Source organism: Flagellimonas sp. (assembly GCF_965233845.1).
GTDB lineage: Bacteria > Bacteroidota > Bacteroidia > Flavobacteriales > Flavobacteriaceae > Flagellimonas.
Genome location: NZ_OZ247584.1, coordinates 18,102 through 37,928, shown reverse-complemented (window position 1 = coordinate 37,928; position 19,827 = coordinate 18,102). Strand labels below are relative to the sequence as shown.

Annotated in this window: 17 protein-coding genes; 9 read left to right on the top strand and 8 right to left on the bottom strand. The window is 44.0% G+C overall.

The features are described 5' to 3' along the window. Positions 1 to 32: 32 nt before the first annotated feature. Positions 33 to 542 carry a DUF456 domain-containing protein gene (locus ACO6S0_RS00175; RefSeq protein WP_422350037.1) on the top strand — a complete coding sequence of 170 codons (510 nt, stop codon included), beginning with the start codon at positions 33 to 35 and terminating at the stop codon, positions 540 to 542. Here ACO6S0_RS00175 and ACO6S0_RS00170 read toward each other — a convergent pair. Next, positions 534 to 1,088: a nitroreductase family protein gene (locus ACO6S0_RS00170; RefSeq protein ID WP_422350036.1), complete on the bottom strand. Its 555-nt coding sequence runs from the start codon at positions 1,086 to 1,088 to the stop codon at positions 534 to 536. The two genes, ACO6S0_RS00175 and ACO6S0_RS00170, sit on opposite strands and share 9 nt — an antisense overlap. Positions 1,089 to 1,134: 46 nt before the next feature. Further along, positions 1,135 to 2,022 carry a LysR substrate-binding domain-containing protein gene (locus tag ACO6S0_RS00165; protein ID WP_422350035.1) on the bottom strand — a complete coding sequence of 296 codons (888 nt, stop codon included), beginning with the start codon at positions 2,020 to 2,022 and terminating at the stop codon, positions 1,135 to 1,137. A 77-nt stretch (positions 2,023 to 2,099) separates the two neighbouring features. Between ACO6S0_RS00165 and hutH the strand changes: the two genes are divergently transcribed. The 8 genes from hutH (at position 2,100) to ACO6S0_RS00125 (ending at position 13,428) form a co-directional block, all read left to right on the top strand. After that, the gene (gene hutH / locus ACO6S0_RS00160; protein WP_422350034.1) at positions 2,100 to 3,677 is read left to right on the top strand and encodes a histidine ammonia-lyase; all 1,578 of its coding nucleotides are present in this window, start codon (positions 2,100 to 2,102) and stop codon (positions 3,675 to 3,677) included. A 3-nt stretch (positions 3,678 to 3,680) separates the two neighbouring features. Further along, positions 3,681 to 4,916 (top strand): imidazolonepropionase, encoded by a 1,236-nt coding sequence (gene hutI, locus ACO6S0_RS00155; protein WP_422350033.1) that lies wholly within the window; start codon positions 3,681 to 3,683, stop codon positions 4,914 to 4,916. Between the two features lies 1 nt (position 4,917). Then, on the top strand, positions 4,918 to 6,933 hold the full coding sequence (locus tag ACO6S0_RS00150; protein ID WP_422351857.1) for a urocanate hydratase: 2,016 nt from the start codon (positions 4,918 to 4,920) through the stop codon (positions 6,931 to 6,933). 254 nt (positions 6,934 to 7,187) lie between these two features. Continuing rightward, positions 7,188 to 8,156 carry a formimidoylglutamase gene (gene hutG, locus ACO6S0_RS00145; RefSeq protein ID WP_422350032.1) on the top strand — a complete coding sequence of 323 codons (969 nt, stop codon included), beginning with the start codon at positions 7,188 to 7,190 and terminating at the stop codon, positions 8,154 to 8,156. 378 nt (positions 8,157 to 8,534) lie between these two features. Next, positions 8,535 to 9,749 (top strand): DNA polymerase IV, encoded by a 1,215-nt coding sequence (gene dinB / locus ACO6S0_RS00140; RefSeq protein WP_422350031.1) that lies wholly within the window; start codon positions 8,535 to 8,537, stop codon positions 9,747 to 9,749. A gap of 136 nt (positions 9,750 to 9,885) precedes the next feature. After that, complete coding sequence (locus tag ACO6S0_RS00135) at positions 9,886 to 12,894, top strand: DNA polymerase III subunit alpha (protein WP_422350030.1); 3,009 nt, start codon at positions 9,886 to 9,888, stop codon at positions 12,892 to 12,894. A gap of 29 nt (positions 12,895 to 12,923) precedes the next feature. Next, a complete protein-coding gene (locus tag ACO6S0_RS00130; protein WP_422350029.1) occupies positions 12,924 to 13,169 on the top strand; it encodes a hypothetical protein in 246 nt (81 codons plus the stop codon). Next, complete coding sequence (locus tag ACO6S0_RS00125; protein ID WP_422350028.1) at positions 13,159 to 13,428, top strand: type II toxin-antitoxin system RelE/ParE family toxin; 270 nt, start codon at positions 13,159 to 13,161, stop codon at positions 13,426 to 13,428. The genes ACO6S0_RS00130 and ACO6S0_RS00125 overlap by 11 nt, the downstream gene beginning before the upstream one ends. 1 nt (position 13,429) lies before the next feature. Here the strand turns inward: ACO6S0_RS00125 and ACO6S0_RS00120 are convergent, their stop codons facing one another. From ACO6S0_RS00120 to ACO6S0_RS00095, 6 genes are all read right to left on the bottom strand, one after another. Beyond that, on the bottom strand, positions 13,430 to 14,608 hold the full coding sequence (locus ACO6S0_RS00120) for an acyl-CoA dehydrogenase family protein (protein ID WP_422350027.1): 1,179 nt from the start codon (positions 14,606 to 14,608) through the stop codon (positions 13,430 to 13,432). Between the two features lie 147 nt (positions 14,609 to 14,755). After that, the gene (locus ACO6S0_RS00115; protein ID WP_422350026.1) at positions 14,756 to 15,466 is read right to left on the bottom strand and encodes a tRNA1(Val) (adenine(37)-N6)-methyltransferase; all 711 of its coding nucleotides are present in this window, start codon (positions 15,464 to 15,466) and stop codon (positions 14,756 to 14,758) included. Positions 15,467 to 15,556: 90 nt separating this feature from the next. Next, positions 15,557 to 16,984: a sulfatase gene (locus tag ACO6S0_RS00110; protein WP_422350025.1), complete on the bottom strand. Its 1,428-nt coding sequence runs from the start codon at positions 16,982 to 16,984 to the stop codon at positions 15,557 to 15,559. A 42-nt stretch (positions 16,985 to 17,026) separates the two neighbouring features. Continuing rightward, positions 17,027 to 17,554 (bottom strand): ribosome maturation factor RimM, encoded by a 528-nt coding sequence (rimM, locus tag ACO6S0_RS00105; protein WP_422350024.1) that lies wholly within the window; start codon positions 17,552 to 17,554, stop codon positions 17,027 to 17,029. A gap of 11 nt (positions 17,555 to 17,565) precedes the next feature. Further along, positions 17,566 to 18,153 carry a 30S ribosomal protein S16 gene (locus tag ACO6S0_RS00100; RefSeq protein ID WP_422350023.1) on the bottom strand — a complete coding sequence of 196 codons (588 nt, stop codon included), beginning with the start codon at positions 18,151 to 18,153 and terminating at the stop codon, positions 17,566 to 17,568. A 152-nt stretch (positions 18,154 to 18,305) separates the two neighbouring features. Next, positions 18,306 to 19,721 carry a sulfatase gene (locus ACO6S0_RS00095; RefSeq protein WP_422350022.1) on the bottom strand — a complete coding sequence of 472 codons (1,416 nt, stop codon included), beginning with the start codon at positions 19,719 to 19,721 and terminating at the stop codon, positions 18,306 to 18,308. Between the last annotated feature and the right edge of the window lie 106 nt (positions 19,722 to 19,827).

The following is a 19,827-nucleotide window of genomic DNA, read 5'->3' as shown; positions in this document are numbered from 1 at the left end:
TGTTTAAATTTGTCTCATAGTCAAACACCCATATGGATATAGCACTTCTTGTTTTAGGTTTTATTTTGATGTTGGTTGGTATCCTAGGTAGTTTTCTACCTGTATTGCCCGGTCCACCGATCAGTTGGGTGGGTCTTTTGCTGCTGTACTTGACCAAAGCTGTACCCGACAATTGGTGGATTTTAGGTGGCACCTTGGTACTTGCTCTGGCAATTACCATTATGGACTATGTAATTCCCGCCGCCGGAACGAAAAAATTTGGTGGCAGTAAAGCAGGGATGTGGGGTACCATTATCGGTTTATTGGTGGCCATCGTTTTCCCCGTTTTTGGCCCATTCGGAATTATTATCTGGCCCTTTATTGGTGCTTTGGTGGGAGAATTGATGAATAAAGCTGATCAGAAAACGGCCATGAAAGCTGCGTTTGGATCATTTTTAGGGTTTTTGACAGGCACCTTTATGAAGTTGGTTTTGACCTTTGCCTTTGCTGTGTTCTATGTTATTGTGGCCTTAAAGTACGCTGGGGAAATATTCTCATTCTAACCACTGCACTTTTTCGGATATCGGTTTTCGGGGAGATGATTCTATGTCACCATCATAATACCCCATATAAAAAAAGCCCAGGCACTTTTCCCCTACTTCCAAATCCAGGAATTCATCCATATACTTGATCAAGCCCGGGGAGCTCCAGTAGCACCCAATACCTAATTCCGTACAACACAGCCACATATTTTGGACAGCCATTGCGGTTGCGGCCAATTCCTCCCACTCGGGCAAACGCTCTTCTGGATCCCGTTGCATACAAATGGCAATCACAGCTCCGGAACGCTCGGGATTTTCCTTTAGTTTGTTTATTTTGACCTGCTTGGGTTTGGGATCCACTTCCTGATACTTGTCCGAAAGAAATTGTCCTAATTCCTGCTGTTTCCCATTCATAAAAACCTTAAACCGCCAGGGTTCGGTTTTTTTGTGGGTCGGTGCCCAGTTGGCAGCTTCCAATATCTTTTCTATGGTCTCCCTGGCAATGGGTTTGTTATTGTACTGTGCCGGAAAAACACTTCTTCGATTCTGGATCAATTCAAAAATCATAGACAATTGTTTAGAGTTCCAAAGATAAGGTCTGTTCGGTTCCTTACTAGAGTTTCATCAACAAATCCATGCAATTTTCCAATGCAGGATTTCTATTGTCCTCCTTCCATACCATGGAAAGTACCGCCCGCTGTTTAATGCGTTTCAATTCAATGAACTTTACCCTCATCTGGAAGCCGTATTGCAAGGCTGTGGGCACAATGGCAATGCCCAATTTGTTTTCCACCAACTTAAAAATGGTCTGCGCATGTACGGACTTATGCGAAACCTTGGGGGTAAACCCAGCATCCTCGCAAATGCTCAATACCGTATCATAATACAAGGGGCTATAGTCTTGCGAAAACAAGATAAAATCATCTTCGGATACCTGTTTCATCCCTTTAAATTTTTTGGATTCCATGGGATGGTCCTCGGGAAGAACCAGAGAAAAAGTGTCCTCAAACACGGGTCGTAGTTTTAATCCCTTGGGTACCCTAGCCAAGCGGACAAAGCCAAGATCAAGCCGATCGTGTAAAATAGCATTGACCTGTGCCCTGTTGGAAAGTTCCTCCAAACTGGTATGTATCAAGGGGAATTGCTTCTTTAAATCCAAAAGCAAGTTGGGCACCACATTTTGCATGGCGGACCCCAAAAATCCTATCCTGATTTCCCCCAAATGCCCCTCACCTATCAATTTTAGTTGTTTTTTGGTCTGTTCCAAGTGGTTCAGCACAAACTCCACCTCTCCTTTTAAAAATGCTCCCGCAGGAGTCAATTGCACTTTTTTCTTATCCCGAATAAACAATTGGGTCTCCAGGATTTCTTCCATTTGCTTGATTTGCGTGCTTAATCCAGGTTGGGAAATGAACAGTTTTTCAGCAGCCTTTCTATAGTGGAGTTCTTCAGCCACAGCCAAAAAATAGATGAAATGTCGAAGTTCTATTTGATAATTCATACTTATTAATTATTACAAAAATAAGTATTGGTAATTATTAAACATAGCTTTTACCTTTATCTGATAAAATTGAACACATGCAACTACCCAAAACATTTCATTTTGGTGAAGATCATTTAACCGCCGGCATTGCCTTGGGCATAGCAGATGGTTCCATTAAAGAAGTAGTGACCGACCATTGCTTCGAAAAAATAAAAGCAAGCAGTCTTCGCGTACAAAACATAGTGGCCAAGGGTGACACCGTTTACGGAATAAACACGGGTTTTGGCCCTTTGTGCAATACCAAGATTTCCAAGGAGGATACCAGGATCCTTCAATCCAATATCTTACAAAGTCACAGTGTGGGCGTTGGGCAACCTATTGACCAGAAGTTGTCCAAACTTATGCTCATTCTAAAAATCCACGCCCTTTCCAAAGGATTTTCCGGAATCGCCGTGGCTACCATACAAAGGATGCTCTGGCATTTGGAAAACGATGCCATTCCCGTGGTTCCATCCCAGGGTTCTGTGGGAGCTTCAGGAGATTTGGCGCCACTTTCCCATCTTTTTCTCCCCTTGATCGGGCTGGGTAAAGTTGATCATGAAGGCAAGACCATTACCACAGATGAACTATTCAAAAAAACAGGACTAAAACCTTTGGAACTTGGCCCTAAAGAAGGATTGGCATTGATCAATGGTACCCAATTTATTGCGGCCCATGCGGTATTGGTCGTTCAAAAGTTACAATATGCTTTGCGCCATGCTGATGTTATTGGAGCCATGATGCTGGAAGGGCTTCAAGGTTCCATGAAACCTTTTCACGAAAAACTTCATGAGGTTCGTCCCTTTAAAGGAAATCAGCATGTAGCAGGCAGAATCCGAACGCTGCTTCAAGGTTCTGAAATTCTGGAAGACCATATCGATTGTGAAAGGGTTCAAGACCCTTACTCGCTGCGTTGCATTCCCCAAGTACATGGAGCATCCCGAAATGCCTGGCTGCATTTAAAAGAATTATTGGAAGTAGAGTTGAATGCGGTGACCGATAACCCCGTCATTATTGACGACGAACTTACCATAAGCGGGGGCAACTTCCACGGGCAGCCCTTAGCCATGGCTTTGGATTATGCGGCTTTAGCCGCATCTGAGTTGGGGAATATTTCTGATCGCCGGGTGTATTTGGCCCTTGAGGGAAACAGTCCTGGCGTTCCCAAATTGCTGATGGAAGATACGGGAATCAACTCGGGATATATGATCCTGCAGTACACCTCAGCGGCTTTGGCCAGTGAAAACAAGAGTCTATGCTTTCCGGCTAGCGCTGATAGCATTCCAACCTCCTTGGGGCAGGAAGATCATGTGAGTATGGGCTCCATAAGTGGTAGAAAAGCGCTGAACATCATTGAAAATGTAGAAAAAATATTGGCCATCGAATTGTTGACTGCGGCACAGGCCTTCGAATACAGAAAACCATTAAAATCAGGCATATTGCTGGATGAAATCCATAAGTTCGTAAGAACCAAGGTTTCATTTGCCAAAAGTGACCGGGTCTTTGCCGATGATATTGAGCAAGGAATTGAAATGATCCAAAAAGGGGAGATCATTGCCTTGGTTGAACAGGTTATGGCAGATAAAAAACTGCAATGGAACACTCCCCATCAAGTTGAATTTGAAATGTATTGACCCATGGACAAACCTTTATTGATAGGCCCGTTTAGTCAACTACTTCCAATGACCCATCTGTCTGTAAAAGGCAGTCTAAAGGATGTTGATTTACCTATTATTGAAAATGGGGGCATTTTGGTTTCCGAAGGAAAAATCAAAGCGATTGGTGTTTATAAAGATTTGAAGTCTCCAGACGTGGATGTGCACCATATTGAAGGACAATATGTCTGTCTCCCAGGGTTTGTGGACTCCCACACCCATATCTGCTTCGGGGGTTCCCGTGCCCGGGATTATGCGCTACGAAATGCCGGGGCATCCTATTTGGAGATTGCCAAGGCCGGAGGTGGTATTTGGGATACCGTGACCCAAACACGCAAAGCTTCCCAAGAAGAATTGGAAGTTGGCATTATAGATAGAAGCAAGGTTCATCTGCAAAATGGAACCACTACCATAGAAGTAAAAAGTGGTTATGGCCTTTCTGTGGAAGAGGAGCTAAAAATGCTTCGTGCCATCAAAAATGCCAATACAAAGACCTCAGCTGATTTGGTGTCCACCTGTTTGGCCGCCCACATGAAACCCAAAGATTGGAATGGGGAAGTTGCCTATCTCGATGAAATCAATGCAAAATTGTTTCCTGTAATTAAAGCTGAAAATCTATCCCAACGAGTGGATGCCTTTATTGAGGAAAGTGCTTTTACCCCGGAAGAAATTGAACCCTATTTTAAAAAAGCCCAAGAGATGGGCTTTGATATTACCGTGCATGCCGACCAATTTACCACAGGCGGTAGTGAAGTGGCCATAAAGTTTGGTGCCATTAGTGCCGACCATTTGGAGGCCAGTACCGAAAGAGAAGTGGAACTATTGGCAAAGAGCAATGTGATTGCAACCGCCTTGCCCGGGGCTTCCTTGGGACTGGGGTGTGCCTATACCCCAGCCCGTAAAATTTTGGACGCTGGTGGTGCCTTGGCCATTGCCAGTGATCACAATCCAGGTTCGGCCCCCATGGGAGATTTACTTACCCAGGCCAGCATTCTGGGCACTTTTGAAAAGTTGTCCAATGCCGAGGTCTTGGCGGGAATCACCTTCAGGGCCGCCGCCGCATTAAACCTATCCGACAGGGGAACTTTGGAATCTGGAAATCTAGCCGATTTTGTGGTCTTCCCAACAGATAATTATCAAGAAATAACCTATCATCAGGGGCAATTGAAACCAGTCGCTGTGTGGAAAAATGGAAAACAAGTTTTTGAAAGAAATTAGTATGGAGCTTCAAGAATTCAAATCACAAATCCTTCAAGGAATCCCAGAGCAACTTCCTGCGCCAAAACCTTATCCCAAAGGAGGAAACCCGGCTCCCAAAAGGAAAGATATTCTGACCGTAGAGGAAAAGAAACTAGCGGTTCAAAATGCCCTTCGCTATTTCCCAAAGGCATGGCATCAAGAATTGTCCAATGACTTTGCCGAGGAACTCAAAACTTATGGCCGAATCTATATGCACCGCTTCAAACCGGAATATAGCATGTACGCCCGGCCCATTTCCGACTACCCTGCCAAATCCCGACAAGCAGCTGCCATCATGCTCATGATCCAGAACAATTTGGATCCGGCCGTTGCGCAACACCCAGAAGAATTGATTACCTACGGAGGGAATGGGGCCGTATTCCAAAACTGGGCGCAATATCTCCTGACGATGCAATACTTGGCCGAGATGACCGAAGAGCAGACTCTGCATATGTATTCCGGACACCCCATGGGATTGTTCCCTTCTTCCAAGGAAGCGCCAAGGGTAGTGGTCACCAATGGCATGATGATCCCCAACTATTCCCAACCTGATGACTGGGAGAAATTCAACGCTTTGGGCGTTACCCAATACGGACAGATGACGGCAGGTTCTTATATGTACATTGGTCCACAAGGCATTGTGCACGGTACCGCCATTACGGTGATGAACGCCTTTAGGAAAGTTCTGAACAAGGGAGAATCCCCCAATGGCAAGGTATTTTTGACTGCCGGATTGGGAGGTATGAGCGGGGCACAACCCAAAGCAGGAAATATTGCAGGATGCATCACGGTCTGCGCCGAAGTAAATCCGGAAGCGGCCAAAAAAAGACACGAACAGGGTTGGGTAGATGAACTGTGGAGCGATATTTCAGGGCTTGTCCAAAGAACCCAAAAGGCCATTACCAACAAAGAAGTGGTCTCCTTAGCCTATATTGGAAATATCGTTGAAGTCTGGGAACAATTCTTGGAGGCCGATATATTTGTGCATTTGGGATCGGATCAAACATCCCTTCACAATCCATGGGCTGGGGGATATTATCCAGTTGGATTGACTTTTGAAGAAGCCAATGCCCTAATGGCCGAAAATCCGTCAGCATTCAAGGATAAAGTCCAGGAATCCTTGCGAAGACAGATTAATGCCATCAACAAGCATACCGCCAAAGGCACCTACTTCTTTGACTATGGAAATGCCTTTTTATTGGAAGTGTCCCGAGCCGGTGGCGATGTGATGGCTAAAAACAATATCGATTTTAGGTATCCTTCTTACGTGCAGGATATTTTGGGACCCATGTGTTTTGACTATGGTTTTGGGCCGTTCCGATGGGTGTGCACTTCTGGAAATCCATCCGATCTGCAAAAAACCGATACTATTGCCTTAGAAGTAATGAAAACCATAAAGTCCGAGGCGCCGGAAGAAATCCAACAACAAATGCAGGACAACATTAAATGGATCGAGGAGGCGGAGCAGAACAAATTGGTCGTAGGTTCACAAGCCCGAATCCTATATGCGGATGCCGAAGGAAGGGCAAAAATCGCCGAAGCTTTCAACCAGGCCATTTCCAATGGGGATATCTCTGCGCCCGTAGTTTTGGGCAGGGACCATCACGATGTTAGTGGTACGGACTCGCCTTTTAGGGAGACCAGCAATATTTACGACGGCAGTAAGTTCACCGCCGATATGGCCATTCATAATGTGATCGGCGACAGTTTTCGAGGAGCCACTTGGGTATCTATCCATAATGGCGGTGGCGTAGGCTGGGGAGAAGTAATGAACGGAGGGTTTGGAATGGTATTGGACGGCTCCAAAGAAGCTTCGAGACGACTCAAAAACATGCTCTTCTATGATGTGAACAATGGCATATCCCGTAGGAGTTGGGCCAGGAACAAAGAAGCTCTTTTTGCCATCAAACGGGAAATGGAAAGAACCCCGAATTTGAAAGTAACTTTGCCCAATTTGGTAGAAACTGATATTTTAAACCATCTTTTTGATGCTTAATGAGATGATTTAAACATTTTGAAAAAGTGGTTCTTTATTATGTTTAGACACGAATTTCACGGATTCATACAGTATATATTGGATTGTTTTGGTGAACTTTATTTAGAGCTTTAAATCCTGCTCTTATTTTGCTAGGCAATTACTTAAAAAACCTGAATGAATTCGAGAACTTTGGTGAAAATTTGTGTCAAAAAATTAGAAAAACAGCAAGTCTTTAAACGAAGCCTATGATTGTCAACTAGCTATTGCAACCAATGAAACATTACAGCACACCTAAAAAGGATAATTGGCAGGGACGCAAAAGCACAAAAAACCTCTACCTGCATGAAAAAGTAAAGTGCGCTCCTCTGGATGAGATTCCCGAGCCGCCCAAAAAATCAATTACGCTATTGGGTTATGCCTGTGATGAAGGGGTGAGCCGCAATCAAGGTCGGGTTGGAGCTATAGATGGGCCAGATGTAATCAAAAACAGTTTGGGGCGTTTCCCAAACCATTTACCCAGCGCTGTACAACTATATGATGCAGGAAATATCGCCTGTACCAATGGAAACATGGAGGCTGCCCAAGCCAAATTGACATCTTCAGTGTGTTCGCTGTTGGACAAAAAGCAGTTTCCCATTATTTTGGGCGGAGGCCATGACGTAGCTTATGGACATTATCACGGAATCAAAAAACATTTGGATTCCAAAAAGGAGGGACAGCGCATCGGCATTGTAAATTTTGACGCCCATTTTGACCTTAGAAAAAATACCCAGAACAACAATTCCGGTACGCCATTTTATCAAATTGCCCAGGAGTGCAAGGAGGAACATATCCGTTTCAATTACCTCTGCCTGGGCATTCGAAAAGACGCAAATGACCGCTCCCTCTTTCAAATCGCCAAGGAACTGGACGTTACTTACGTGCTCACGGACACTTTCCAAATTCAATTTTTGAATGAGATCAATACGTGGATCAATGCGTTTGTAAAAACTGTGGACAAGGTTTATGTGACCATTGACCTGGATGGGTTTTCGTCTGCTTATGCTCCAGGGGTGAGCGCCCCCTCTCCTATGGGTTTTACCCCACATATTGTCTTGGAATGTCTAAAGACCATCATTGCTTCAGGGAAATTGATCAGTGCAGACCTTGCCGAGATGAATCCCAAATATGATATGGATGGACAAACGGCCAAATTAGCGGCTTCTTTGATCCATCATATTATGGATTTGCAATTTCCTTAATAGGATATTTTCTTTTCAGATTAATGGATTCCGCTGTGTGGGCGGAATTAGTTCAGCTCTAGATTGCCATGCTCCCAATACGATCAAAGGGATTCCGCCTTTTCGGCGGAATTAGTTCAGCTATCAATTTCGGATGCGGCACAAGACCTTTCCAAAATTAAGCTTCACTAACAAAAAAAGCCTTCCAAATGGAAAGCCTTTCATTGGCGAGCATTGTTTTAATGCTACAACCTGATTCCAATTCTATTACAAATTGAAATCCAACACAACGCGGCAAAGATAGGAATGATTTTTGACAAATTACATACCTTCTTTTAATGGATTATTTCCATTTTTTAGGATTTATTCCATAAATTAGCTGTCCCTCTAAACTGAACAATGAAAAAGACCATTTTGCACATGGACTTAGACACCTTCTATGTCTCTGTGGAGCGCATTATCAATTCTGAGCTTAAAAATAAGCCCTTGCTGGTAGGTGGCACCAGTGATCGGGGCGTGGTGGCCGCATGCAGTTATGAAACCCGGGGATTTGGGGTGCACTCCGGCATGCCCATGAAAATGGCCAAGGAGCTTTGCCCAGAAGCCGTTGTGATTCGCGGCAATGCAGGAACCTATAGCAAATATTCCGATGTGGTCACGGAAATCATCAAAGAACATGTGCCCCTTTTTGAAAAATCGAGCATTGATGAGTTCTACGCCGACCTCTCAGGCATGGATCGCTTTTTTGGTTGCTATAAATACGCTTCTGAAATGCGACAAAAAATCATAAAAGAAACTGGATTACCTATCTCGTTTGGGCTTTCCGTGAACAAAGTGGTTTCCAAAGTAGCCACCAATGAGGCCAAACCCAACAATCAGCTTAAAATAGATTTTGGCTTGGAAAAACCTTTTTTGGCTCCGCTTTCCATCAAAAAAATCCCCATGGTGGGCGATAAAACCTATCAAACCCTTCGGAATTTGGGCATTCGGAAAGTAAAGACGGTACAGGAAATGCCCATGGACATTATGCAACGGGTATTGGGGGCCAATGGTAGGGTTATTTGGAAACGGGCCAATGGCATGGACAATACTCCCGTAATTCCTTTTCATGATCGTAAATCCATTTCCACTGAACGTACTTTTGATCGGGACACTATCGATGTCACCAAACTTAAGGGCATTTTGCTCGCCATGACGGAAAATCTCGCCTATCAATTACGGCGAGGCGATAAATTGACCGCCTGTATTGCCGTAAAAATCCGCTATTCCGATTTCAACACCTATTCCAAACAATTACGGATTCCATATACCAGTGCGGACCATATCCTTATCCCAAAAATCTTGGAGCTGTTCAACACCCTGTATAGCAAAAGAATGTTGGTTCGACTGATCGGGATTCGGTTTAGCCATTTGGTTTCGGGCAATTACCAAATCAATCTTTTTGAGGACACCGAAGAAGCCCTGAACCTATATCAAGCCATGGATTATGTACGAAACAGATTTGGCGGTCGCAGTGTTATACGGGCCTCTGCCATGGGCGCAAAAACCATAGGCAGCATGCACAACCCTTTTAATGGGGAACCTCCAGTGGTATTGGCACACAGGAAACAATAAACAATGAGCAATGAGCAATGAGCAATGAGCAATGAGCAATAAAAATTGAAAACTGATAATTGATAATTGATAATTGATAATTGATAATTGAACATTGAAAACTGATAACTGATAACTGATAATTGATAATTGAACATTGTACCTAAACTGCCACACATATTACAGCATGCGTTACGGCACCTTCTCGGAGTTGGAACTCTTGGCACTTGCCCAACAAAACCATGTTACCCGCTTGGTGTTGACGGATATCAACAATACTTCTGCAGGGCTCAATTTTGTGAGGAAAGCTCCGGAATATGGTGTTACTCCACTTTTGGGCATCGATTTCAGGAATGGCGCACAGCCTTGTTTTTTGGGAATTGCCCATAATAATGAAGGCTATCTGGAACTGAACAATTTTTTGTCCCGCCATCTTCACAACGAATTGGAAATCCCAGCTAGAGCCCCAATCTTTGAAAATGCCTTTGTTATCTATCCTTTTGAACAGGTCTTGCTCAACGAGTTGGAAAATTTTAAAGAACATGAATTTGTTGGGGTTTCCATTCAGGATTTAAGACGATTACCTTTTTCCAGATTGATAAAGCTCAAAAAAAAACTGGTGGTACAGCAACCCGTTACTTTTCGCAACAAGGCCGATTTTAATGCCCACCGTTTACTCAGGGCCATTGACAATAATGTGCTTTTGAGCAAACTCCCCAAAGAGGAAGAGGCAAACGAAGAGGAAAAGATGTTTCCCGTTCAAAATCTGGCGGCCGCTTTTTCCGAATACCCCTTTATTTTAGAGAACACTGAAAAACTGCTTAATCGCTGTAGCATCCATTTCGATTTTTCCAAAGGCCGGAAACCCCAAAACCTCAACAGCTATTCGGGCAGCGTGGAAGAAGATGAAAAATTGATTGAAAAGCTGTGTTATGAAGGCCTTCCTTATCGCTATAAAAAAGTAGATGCCACTATCCAAAGTCGATTGGACAAGGAACTCAACCTTATTAAAAAAATGGGCTTTGTCTCTTACTTTTTAATCAACTGGGATATTGTCTCCGAAGCCCGAAGCAGGGGATTTTATTATGTGGGTCGGGGTAGTGGCGCCAACAGCATTGTGGCTTATCTCCTCCGGATCACCGATGTGGACCCCATGGAACTGGATCTTTACTTTGAGCGCTTCATCAACCTATATAGAGCCAATCCACCCGATTTTGACATCGATTTTTCCTGGCGGGACAGACCGGCCATGACCCAATATATTTTTGAACGCTTTGACCACGTGGCCCTCTTGGGAACCTATGTCACCTTTAAGGAACGAGGCGTTATTCGGGAATTGGGCAAAGTCTTTGGACTGCCCAAACAGGAAATCGATTTTTTGGCCACAGGAAGGTACAACCCCAATCAACTGGACAGCATGTCCAAACTCGTTCTCAAATACGGAAAACTCCTCAAGGACAAACCCAACTATTTGAGCATCCATGCCGGTGGAATCTTGATCAGCGAAAAGCCCTTACATTGGTTTTCGGCCACCCATTTGCCACCCAAAGGCTTCCCTACCACCCAGTACGACATGGTTATTGCCGAAGACGTGGGGCTGTACAAATTTGATATTCTGGGACAACGCGGCTTGGGAAAAATCAAAGAGGCCCTGGAAATTGTGGCCTACAACCAGCCAGAAAAACATCAGGAAATCGACATTCATGATATCCAGGGCTTTAAAACCGATAATACCATAAACAATCTCATCAAAACCGCGCAGTGCATGGGGTGTTTTTATGTGGAATCGCCCGCCATGCGGATGCTGCTGCGAAAACTAGAAGTGGACAATTATTTGGGCTTGGTGGCCGCCAGTTCCATTATCCGCCCCGGGGTGGCCAAGAGTGGGATGATGCGGGAGTATATTTTGCGACATCGGAACGAGGGTCGTGCAGAAGAAAAAGCCCATCCGGTGATGCTGGACATTATGCCCGATACCTATGGGGTAATGGTCTATCAAGAAGATGTGATCAAAGTGGCCCACTATTTCGCAGATTTAGATCTAGGCGAAGCCGATGTCCTCCGTAGGGGAATGAGCGGAAAATTCCGTTCGCGGGAAGAATTCCAAAAAGTGAAGGATAAATTCATTTCCAACTGCAGAAAAAAAGGCTATGCGGACACCCTCATTTTTGAAATCTGGAACCAAGTGGCCAGTTTTGCCGGCTATGCCTTTGCCAAGGGGCATTCAGCCTCCTATGCCGTGGAGAGTTATCAAAGCCTTTTTCTACGGGCCTACTTCCCTCTCGAATACATGGTGGCCGTACTCAATAATGGCGGTGGTTTTTACCGTTCCGAATTTTACATTCACGACGCCCGTATGCTTGGGGCTACCATTCATGCTCCTTGCGTAAACAACAGCAATACAGCCAACCGTATTCACGGCAGCCATATTTATCTAGGAATGATGTACTTGCGGGATTTGGAAAGCCGGGTTATGGAACGCATCATTAAAGAAAGAAGTTTGAATGGCCCTTTTGTTTCCCTCGAAGACTTTTTGGATCGGGTCATTATTTCAGTGGAACAGCTTTCCATTCTCATTCGGATTGATGCCTTTCGGTTTACGGGCATCAACAAGCATAAACTGCTTTGGAAGGCTCATTTAATGCTCTCCAAAAATGATCGCTTGGAACATCCCAAGCTATTCCCTCCACGACATCAAAAATTTAAGATTCCCAAACTATATACCACCAACTTGGAAACGGCCTTTGATCAATTGGAACTCCTGGGATTTTGTCTTTGCAGTCCGTTTGAGTTGTTGGCCGAGCCTCCCAAAAACAACAATGGTCAACGGGATTTGCATCGATATTTGAACAAACACATTGATATTTATGGGTATTTGGTCACCGTAAAAAACACCAACACCCACAGCGGTAAGCGGATGCATTTTGCCACTTTGGTGGATCAACACGGAGAGGTTTTTGACACCGTGCTCTTCCCTCCTATTGCCGCCAAATACCATTTCAGGGGCAAAGGGATTTATCGCTTTTACGGAAAAGTGGTAAGTGAGTTTGGCTTTTTAAGCATTGAGGTCGTGAAAATGCAAAAACAGGATTACCTCCCAGACCCTCGCTATGCAGACATGAAAACGAGCAAGAAATTATTGAAGCCTAAAGTGATAAAAGAATAGTTTATATTTATATATATAAAATATATACCATGGAGAAAATTAGAAAACTTATCGATATGGACGAACGCATTCTCGGCATTTTGGAAACGGAGGCGAAAAAACAAAAACGTTCCCTTAAAAGTTTTCTAGAATATACTTTGGAAGAAACTGCCAGGAGATTGGAATCCCCATCAGAGGAATACAAAGCTATGATGGACGACATGTTGACACGTGTCGCCGAAGGAAAAGTGGAGTATATCCCCATTGAGGAAATAGAGAAAAAATATGGCTTATAAAGTCTATATTTCTAAAGAAGCACAAATTGAATTGAGCTTTGCCGAATGTTTCTTTAGAGCGAAAAAATTAGAACAAATCTTTCTTCAAGATTTCAAAAAACAGCTTCAATTTTTAAAAACTACCCCAGAATCCTTCCAGGTCAAGTACAGAAGCGTTCGAATAGTACAGTTCGAACAATTTAACTACTCCATTCATTACATTATACAAAATGATGAAGTATTGATTCTTCGAATATTAAATCAGCGGCAGAATTATTAACCTATTTAAAAGCAGGATACCCCGTAATATCAGCTCCCGTAATCAACAAATGAATATCGTGGGTACCTTCATAGGTAATCACACTTTCCAGGTTCATCATGTGGCGCATAATACTGTATTCCCCAGTAATACCCATTCCCCCTAAAACCTGTCGCGCTTCGCGAGCTATCTTAATGGCCATTTCCACATTGTTCCGTTTGGCCATGGAAATCTGGGCGGTAGTGGCCCTACCTTCATTCTTTAGTTGACCCAACCGGAATGCCAATAATTGCGCCTTGGTAATCTCCGTAATCATTTCGGCCAGTTTCTTCTGCTGAAGCTGGTATGCTGCAATAGGCTTCCCAAACTGAACTCGTTCTTTGGCGTAGCGCAACGCCGTATCGTAACAATCCATAGCAGCGCCAATGGCTCCCCATGCAATGCCATAACGGGCAGAGTCCAAACAACCCAACGGAGCTCCTAAACCATTTTTACCAGGCAGTAGGTTTTCTTTCGGAACTTTCACATTATCAAAAATCAACTCTCCTGTAGCAGAAGCACGTAACGACCATTTGTTATGGGTTTCCGGAGTGGAGAAACCTTCCATTCCCCTTTCTACAATAAGACCATGTATTCTTCCTTCTTCATTTTTGGCCCATACCACAGCAACATCTGCAAATGGCGAATTGGAAATCCAGAGTTTGGCACCGTTCAATAGATAATGGTCGCCCATATCCTTGAACTTGGTCTCCATTCCACTGGGATTGGATCCATGATTGGGTTCGGTAAGTCCAAAACAGCCCATCCACTCACCAGTAGCAAGTTTGGGAAGGTATTTTTTTCGTTGCTCTTCCGTACCGTACGCAAAAATGGGGTACATCACCAAAGAAGATTGCACAGAAGCCGTAGACCGAACTCCACTATCCCCACGCTCTATCTCCTGCATGATCAGTCCATAACTGATTTGATCCAAACCAGCCCCTCCATATTCCTCGGGGATATAAGGCCCGAAAGCACCGATTTCTGCCAAGCCTCCAATAATTTCCTTCGGAAATTCGGCTTTTTGGGCGTACTCCTCAATAATGGGCGAGATATCTCTTTTTACCCACTGACGGGCCGCATCGCGAACCAATAGGTGTTCTTCGGAAAAAAGATCATCTAAATTGTAATAATCCGGGGCTTCAAATAAATCTGGCTTCATCAAATATGGTTTAATATTATCAGGCTTGCCTAAAACGTACATAAGCTACCTGCTCAAATGGATTCCGTAATCAATGCGGAATGACAGGACTCTTTAAAGAATCTTGTCAAATGTACTAACGAAATATAACTTTATACCATCCCATTGTTACATTTTTAGGTAAAAAGCTCCGGTCAATGCAACATACTCTTCGGTGTACTCATGCCGTCCCTGTTCAATGGTCAATTCTTCCATCCTAAGTTGGGTTTCTCCAAGACCAAATTCCAGCAAACTTCGTTTGAAAGGAGCATTTGGATTTCCCCTTACGTGCAATAACCGCCTGGGATGTAACCCCAATGCGCTAGCCATATCCACAAACTGTTTTTCTTCCTTGAATGGGATAACCACAGAAAAAATACCCTCGGGGGACAACAATTGGGATACACTTTCCAAGAGTTCATCAAAGGGCAATGACGTATTTTGCCTTGCCATATCCCTTGCCTCCGTTCCACTGGTCACTTCTTCGGAATAAAATGGGGGATTGGACACAATCAAATCATACGTATCTCCAATTTCATCCACAAACTCATCCAGACCAGCATGGTAACAAAAAAGTCTATCTGCCCAGGACGATGCTTCAAAATTTTCAACACATTGTTCATAGGCGTCCTCATCCAATTCAATGGCATCTATGACCTCTGCCATTGAACGTTGAGCCAATTGAAGGGCAATCAAGCCGGTGCCGGCACCAATATCCAAAATGGAATCCGGTTGGGTTTCCAAACTGGTCCAAGCTCCAAGCAATACCCCATCGGTGCCCACTTTCATGGCACAACGGTCTTGATGGATGGCAAACTGTTTAAATTGAAATGGCTTCATTGCTTTGCAATAACTGACAAATCACAAGTACCAAACTCCATAAACTTGAAATGCTCTTTTTTTGGATTTGGAATTTGAATATTGGAGTTTTCAATTCAACCTTCCCGGTTCCCGAGTTTCTGAACCCTCAAGTCCCAGCAATGCATCCCCAAGTCTTTGCCGCATCCCATTGGCTAAAAACTTAATTTCTGAAACAATCTCGGGATGCCCATCGGCTACGTTCTTGGTCTCACTCACGTCGTTGACCACGTCGTACAATTCAATTTCCTCCAAATCAATCATCCGGTAATCCCCAGGTTGACCATCTTTCCCAGGTTTTTGTCCGTCCATGGTACGATAACGGTGAGGGAAATATAACTTCCACTTGCCATAGCGCACTCCAAACATTTCATTGACCCTATAATAAAAGAAATAGGCTTTTTGTGGACTATCTTCACTTTCCCCGGTCAATAACTTTACGGCACTTTTGCCATCAATGGTTTTGACAGGCAGATCTGCCCCTGTTAATTCAGCAATGGTAGGCAGCACATCTATGGCCATCATAGGAGCGTTTATGACTTTCCCTGCTTTCAATTTTTCCGGATATTTCATGATAAAAGGTTCGCGCTGCCCACCTTCCCAGGCAGTACCCTTTCCCTCACGAAGTGGCAAGGCGCTTCCCGCATGGTTACCATAAGAAAGCCAAGGCCCATTATCCGAGGTAAATATGACTATAGTGTTGTCTTCCAAACCGTTTTCCTTAAGTGCTTTGTTGATTTCCCCTACAGACCAGTCAATCTCCATGATCACATCCCCGTACAGTCCCCGTTCTGATTTTCCCTTGAACTTTTCAGAAACAAACAAGGGAACATGAGGTTGCGGATGGGGCACGTACAAAAAGAAGGGTCTGTCCTTGTTTCTTTTGATAAAATCAACGCTCCGCTCCGTAATTTGGGTGGTTAGTTGGGATTGTTCGGTGAGTGTATCGATTACTTTTTCATTTTCATACAAATGAAGGTCAGGAAAGTTGAAAATTGGCCCTTGTTGTGGATGATAAGGCCACATATCGTTGGAATAAGGTATGCCAAACCACTCATCAAAACCATGCCTAGTAGGCAAGAACATTGGATGGTGGCCCAGATGCCATTTCCCAAAAATGCCTGTTGCATATCCTTGTTCCTTGAGCATTTCCGCCAAAGTGGTTTCGGAGGCATTGATACCATGTGTATTGTCGGGCCCAAGGGCGTTGTGTATCCCAATTCGATTAGGGTAGCATCCCGTCAAAATTCCAGCCCTGGAGGCGGAGCATACGGCTTGGGCAGCATAGTAATGGGTCAGTTGCAATCCCTCTGCCGCCATCTGATCTAGGTTAGGAGTCGCGATATCCGGCGAACCAAAAACGCCTACATCTTGATATCCTTGATCATCGGTAAAAATAAGGACTACATTGGGCGGAGCTTTCTCTTTTTGTTCTTTGGATGGTTTTTCGGCGCAGGAAATAAGACACAGCAGTGCAATGAGGAAAGAGTATCTGAACATGATTTTGGTTGTTTGAGGTATAAATATAACCCCTTCCCTCTCCTATCCCAAATAAAGGTCAACCAAGCCTTCTGGAGTCTTGACCCATATTTGCTGTTTTTCACGATCAACTTTTATAATGATATCATCGCTAATGGGAATCAGCAGTTCTTTCCCATCTTTTTCGGCTTCAAAAAGTTCTTGGGAAGCACTATCATTTACAGCTTTTATCACTCCAATATCGCCATGCACCTCATCTACAAGATTAAAGCCAATGACTTCATGAAAATAAAACTTGTTTCCAGACAATGGTGGTAGCATCGTTAGGGGTAAATACAGTTCAGAACCCATGATTTTGTCCGCAGAAACCTCATCCTTCACCTCTTCAAAATCGATGCGGAGCAAGGCTGATTTGTGCAGCCGACAGCGGTCAATAAAAAATGGAACCAGATTGTTTCCCAATGAAACAAAAACTGATTCCATGTTTTCGTAAATTTCAGGTTCGTCGGTATCGAGCTTCACCAATACCTCCCCCTTAAAACTGTATTTTGAGACGATTTTGCCCAAGTAGAAGCAGTCTTCCTTGCGCATCGTCAGAACTTTTACTCTTCTTCCTTGGCAGCTTCAGCCTCAGCGGCAGGAGCTTCTTCGGTTTCAGCAGCTGGCTCTTCAACTGCAGGAGTTTCTTCAGTGGCCTCAGCGGCAACCTCTTCGCCTTCAGTTGCAGCTTCTTCCTCTACTTCGGGAAGGGCAGCAGCAGCTCTTTTGTCACTTACTTCTTTCTCAGCTTCCAAAGCTTTGGCTTTAGCTTCGGCCTCAGCTTTGCTCAAACCATCTTTTTTGGCCTGGATTCCCTTTTCTTTTTCTTCTACCCAAGCATTGAATTTCTCCTCTACTTGCTCTTCGGTCAAGGCGCCCTTACGAACCCCACCCAACAAGTGGTGCTTCAACAACACTCCTTTATAAGAAAGAATAGCCCTTGCTGTATCTGTAGGTTGTGCACCATTCTGCAACCATTTTACAGAATTGTCCACATTGATATCAATGGTAGCCGGATTGGTATTGGGGTTATAGGTTCCCAATTTTTCCAAAAACTTACCATCTCTTTTTGCTCTTGAATCTGCGGCTACAACCCAGTAGAAGGGTTTTCCTTTTTTACCGTGTCTTTGAAGTCTAATTTTTACTGGCATATCACATTAATTTGTAGGGTGCCCGACCCTGGTTATTAATTCTTTTAAATCTTAAGATGTCATTTCCGACTTCTCGGAAATCAATCGCTCTCTGTTTAAGCGGGTGCAAATATACTTGATTTCTTTTAATGCACAATGACTTACCCGACTTTCTATTCCCTTTCCGCCAACTGATCTTTACCGGGCACCAAATTGGCTTGGTGTCCTTCCACCAATTCCTTGATCTGGCCCAAAATCTCTTCATTCCCTTCGGCAATATCAAACTGTTCTGAAGCATCGTGATTCAGATGGTATAAAATTGGGGGATCATGCTCTTCCCGATCTCCAAATTGGCCATAGACCCCTTGGGTGATAAAATGCGCTTTGTAATCCCCCAAACGGGCGGCATAAAGTTCCGTTCCCCTATAATACATAATGTGATTCCGTGGACTCGGCTTCAGTTCCATCAAAGTAGGCCCTAGATCATAGCTATCCATAATCCGATCTTGGGGAAGTTCTGCCCCAGCCATGGCACTGAAGGTCGCGAAAAGGTCCATGGTAGAACCCAAGTCTGTAACAACTCCTGGCTTAACATGCCCTGGCCCCCAAAAAATGCCTGGTTCCCGCATACCGCCTTCCCAAGTAGAACCTTTTCCAGCCCTTAAAAGTCCGGCACTTCCGCCATTGTTTTTAAAAGGGAGCCAAGGCCCATTGTCCGAAGTGAAGACGACAATTGTGTTTTCAGCCAACCCTTCTGCTTCCAATGTTTCCAGGATTAGCCCTACCCCATGGTCAATTTCCTGCACCACATCACCATACAGGCCACGCTTGCTCTTGCCCGTCGCTTCTTCGGAAGCAAACAATGGAATATGGGGGAGGTTATGTGCCAAGTAAATGAAGAAGGGCTCATCCTTGTTCTTTTTTATATAGGAAACGGTCTCTTCGCTATAACGCTTGGTTATGGTATTCTGATTCGCTGGTCTTTCGATAATCTGGGTTCCGCGGATTAAGGGGACGTTGAAATGTTCAGTTTTGATGTCTTCATCTTGTTGGCTCCAATAATCACCATTGGGGTATTCGGTCACCCGATTCATATCATTGGAATAAGGAATGCCAAAGTAATAATCGAACCCATTATTTGTGGGCAGGTATTGTTCCTTATGCCCCAAGTGCCATTTTCCTATGGCCGCAGTAGTATATCCCACCTTCTTCAGCTGTTCTGCCAAAGTGATTTCATCAGCCGGTAAGCCATTTTTGGAATCAGGGAAAAGAACCCGACTCTTATTGCTGGCCATTCCGCTTCTAACAGGGAGTCTTCCCGTAAGTAAGGCCGCCCTACTAGGGGTACAAACACTGGCTCCCACATAAAAATTGGTCCACTTCTGCCCCTCATGTGCCATACGGTCCAAATTTGGGGTGAGAATAGTGGGATTCCCATAACAACTTAAATCCCCATAGCCCAAATCGTCAGCAAAAATGACAATGAAATTAGGAGGGACACTTTCTTGTTTAGGTTCAGGTTTGGGTTCTTCTTTACAAGAAGTAAGGATCAAAAAAATCGATAGTAAAAAACAAAAGGAATTTTTCATTTTAAGGGTTGGTGTGAATTGCTAAAGATAGCGAATGTCCATTACAAGCATAAAAATCAAAGTTTAAAAAGGAAGTTAATAACTCCTAAAAACTACATTTTAAAAT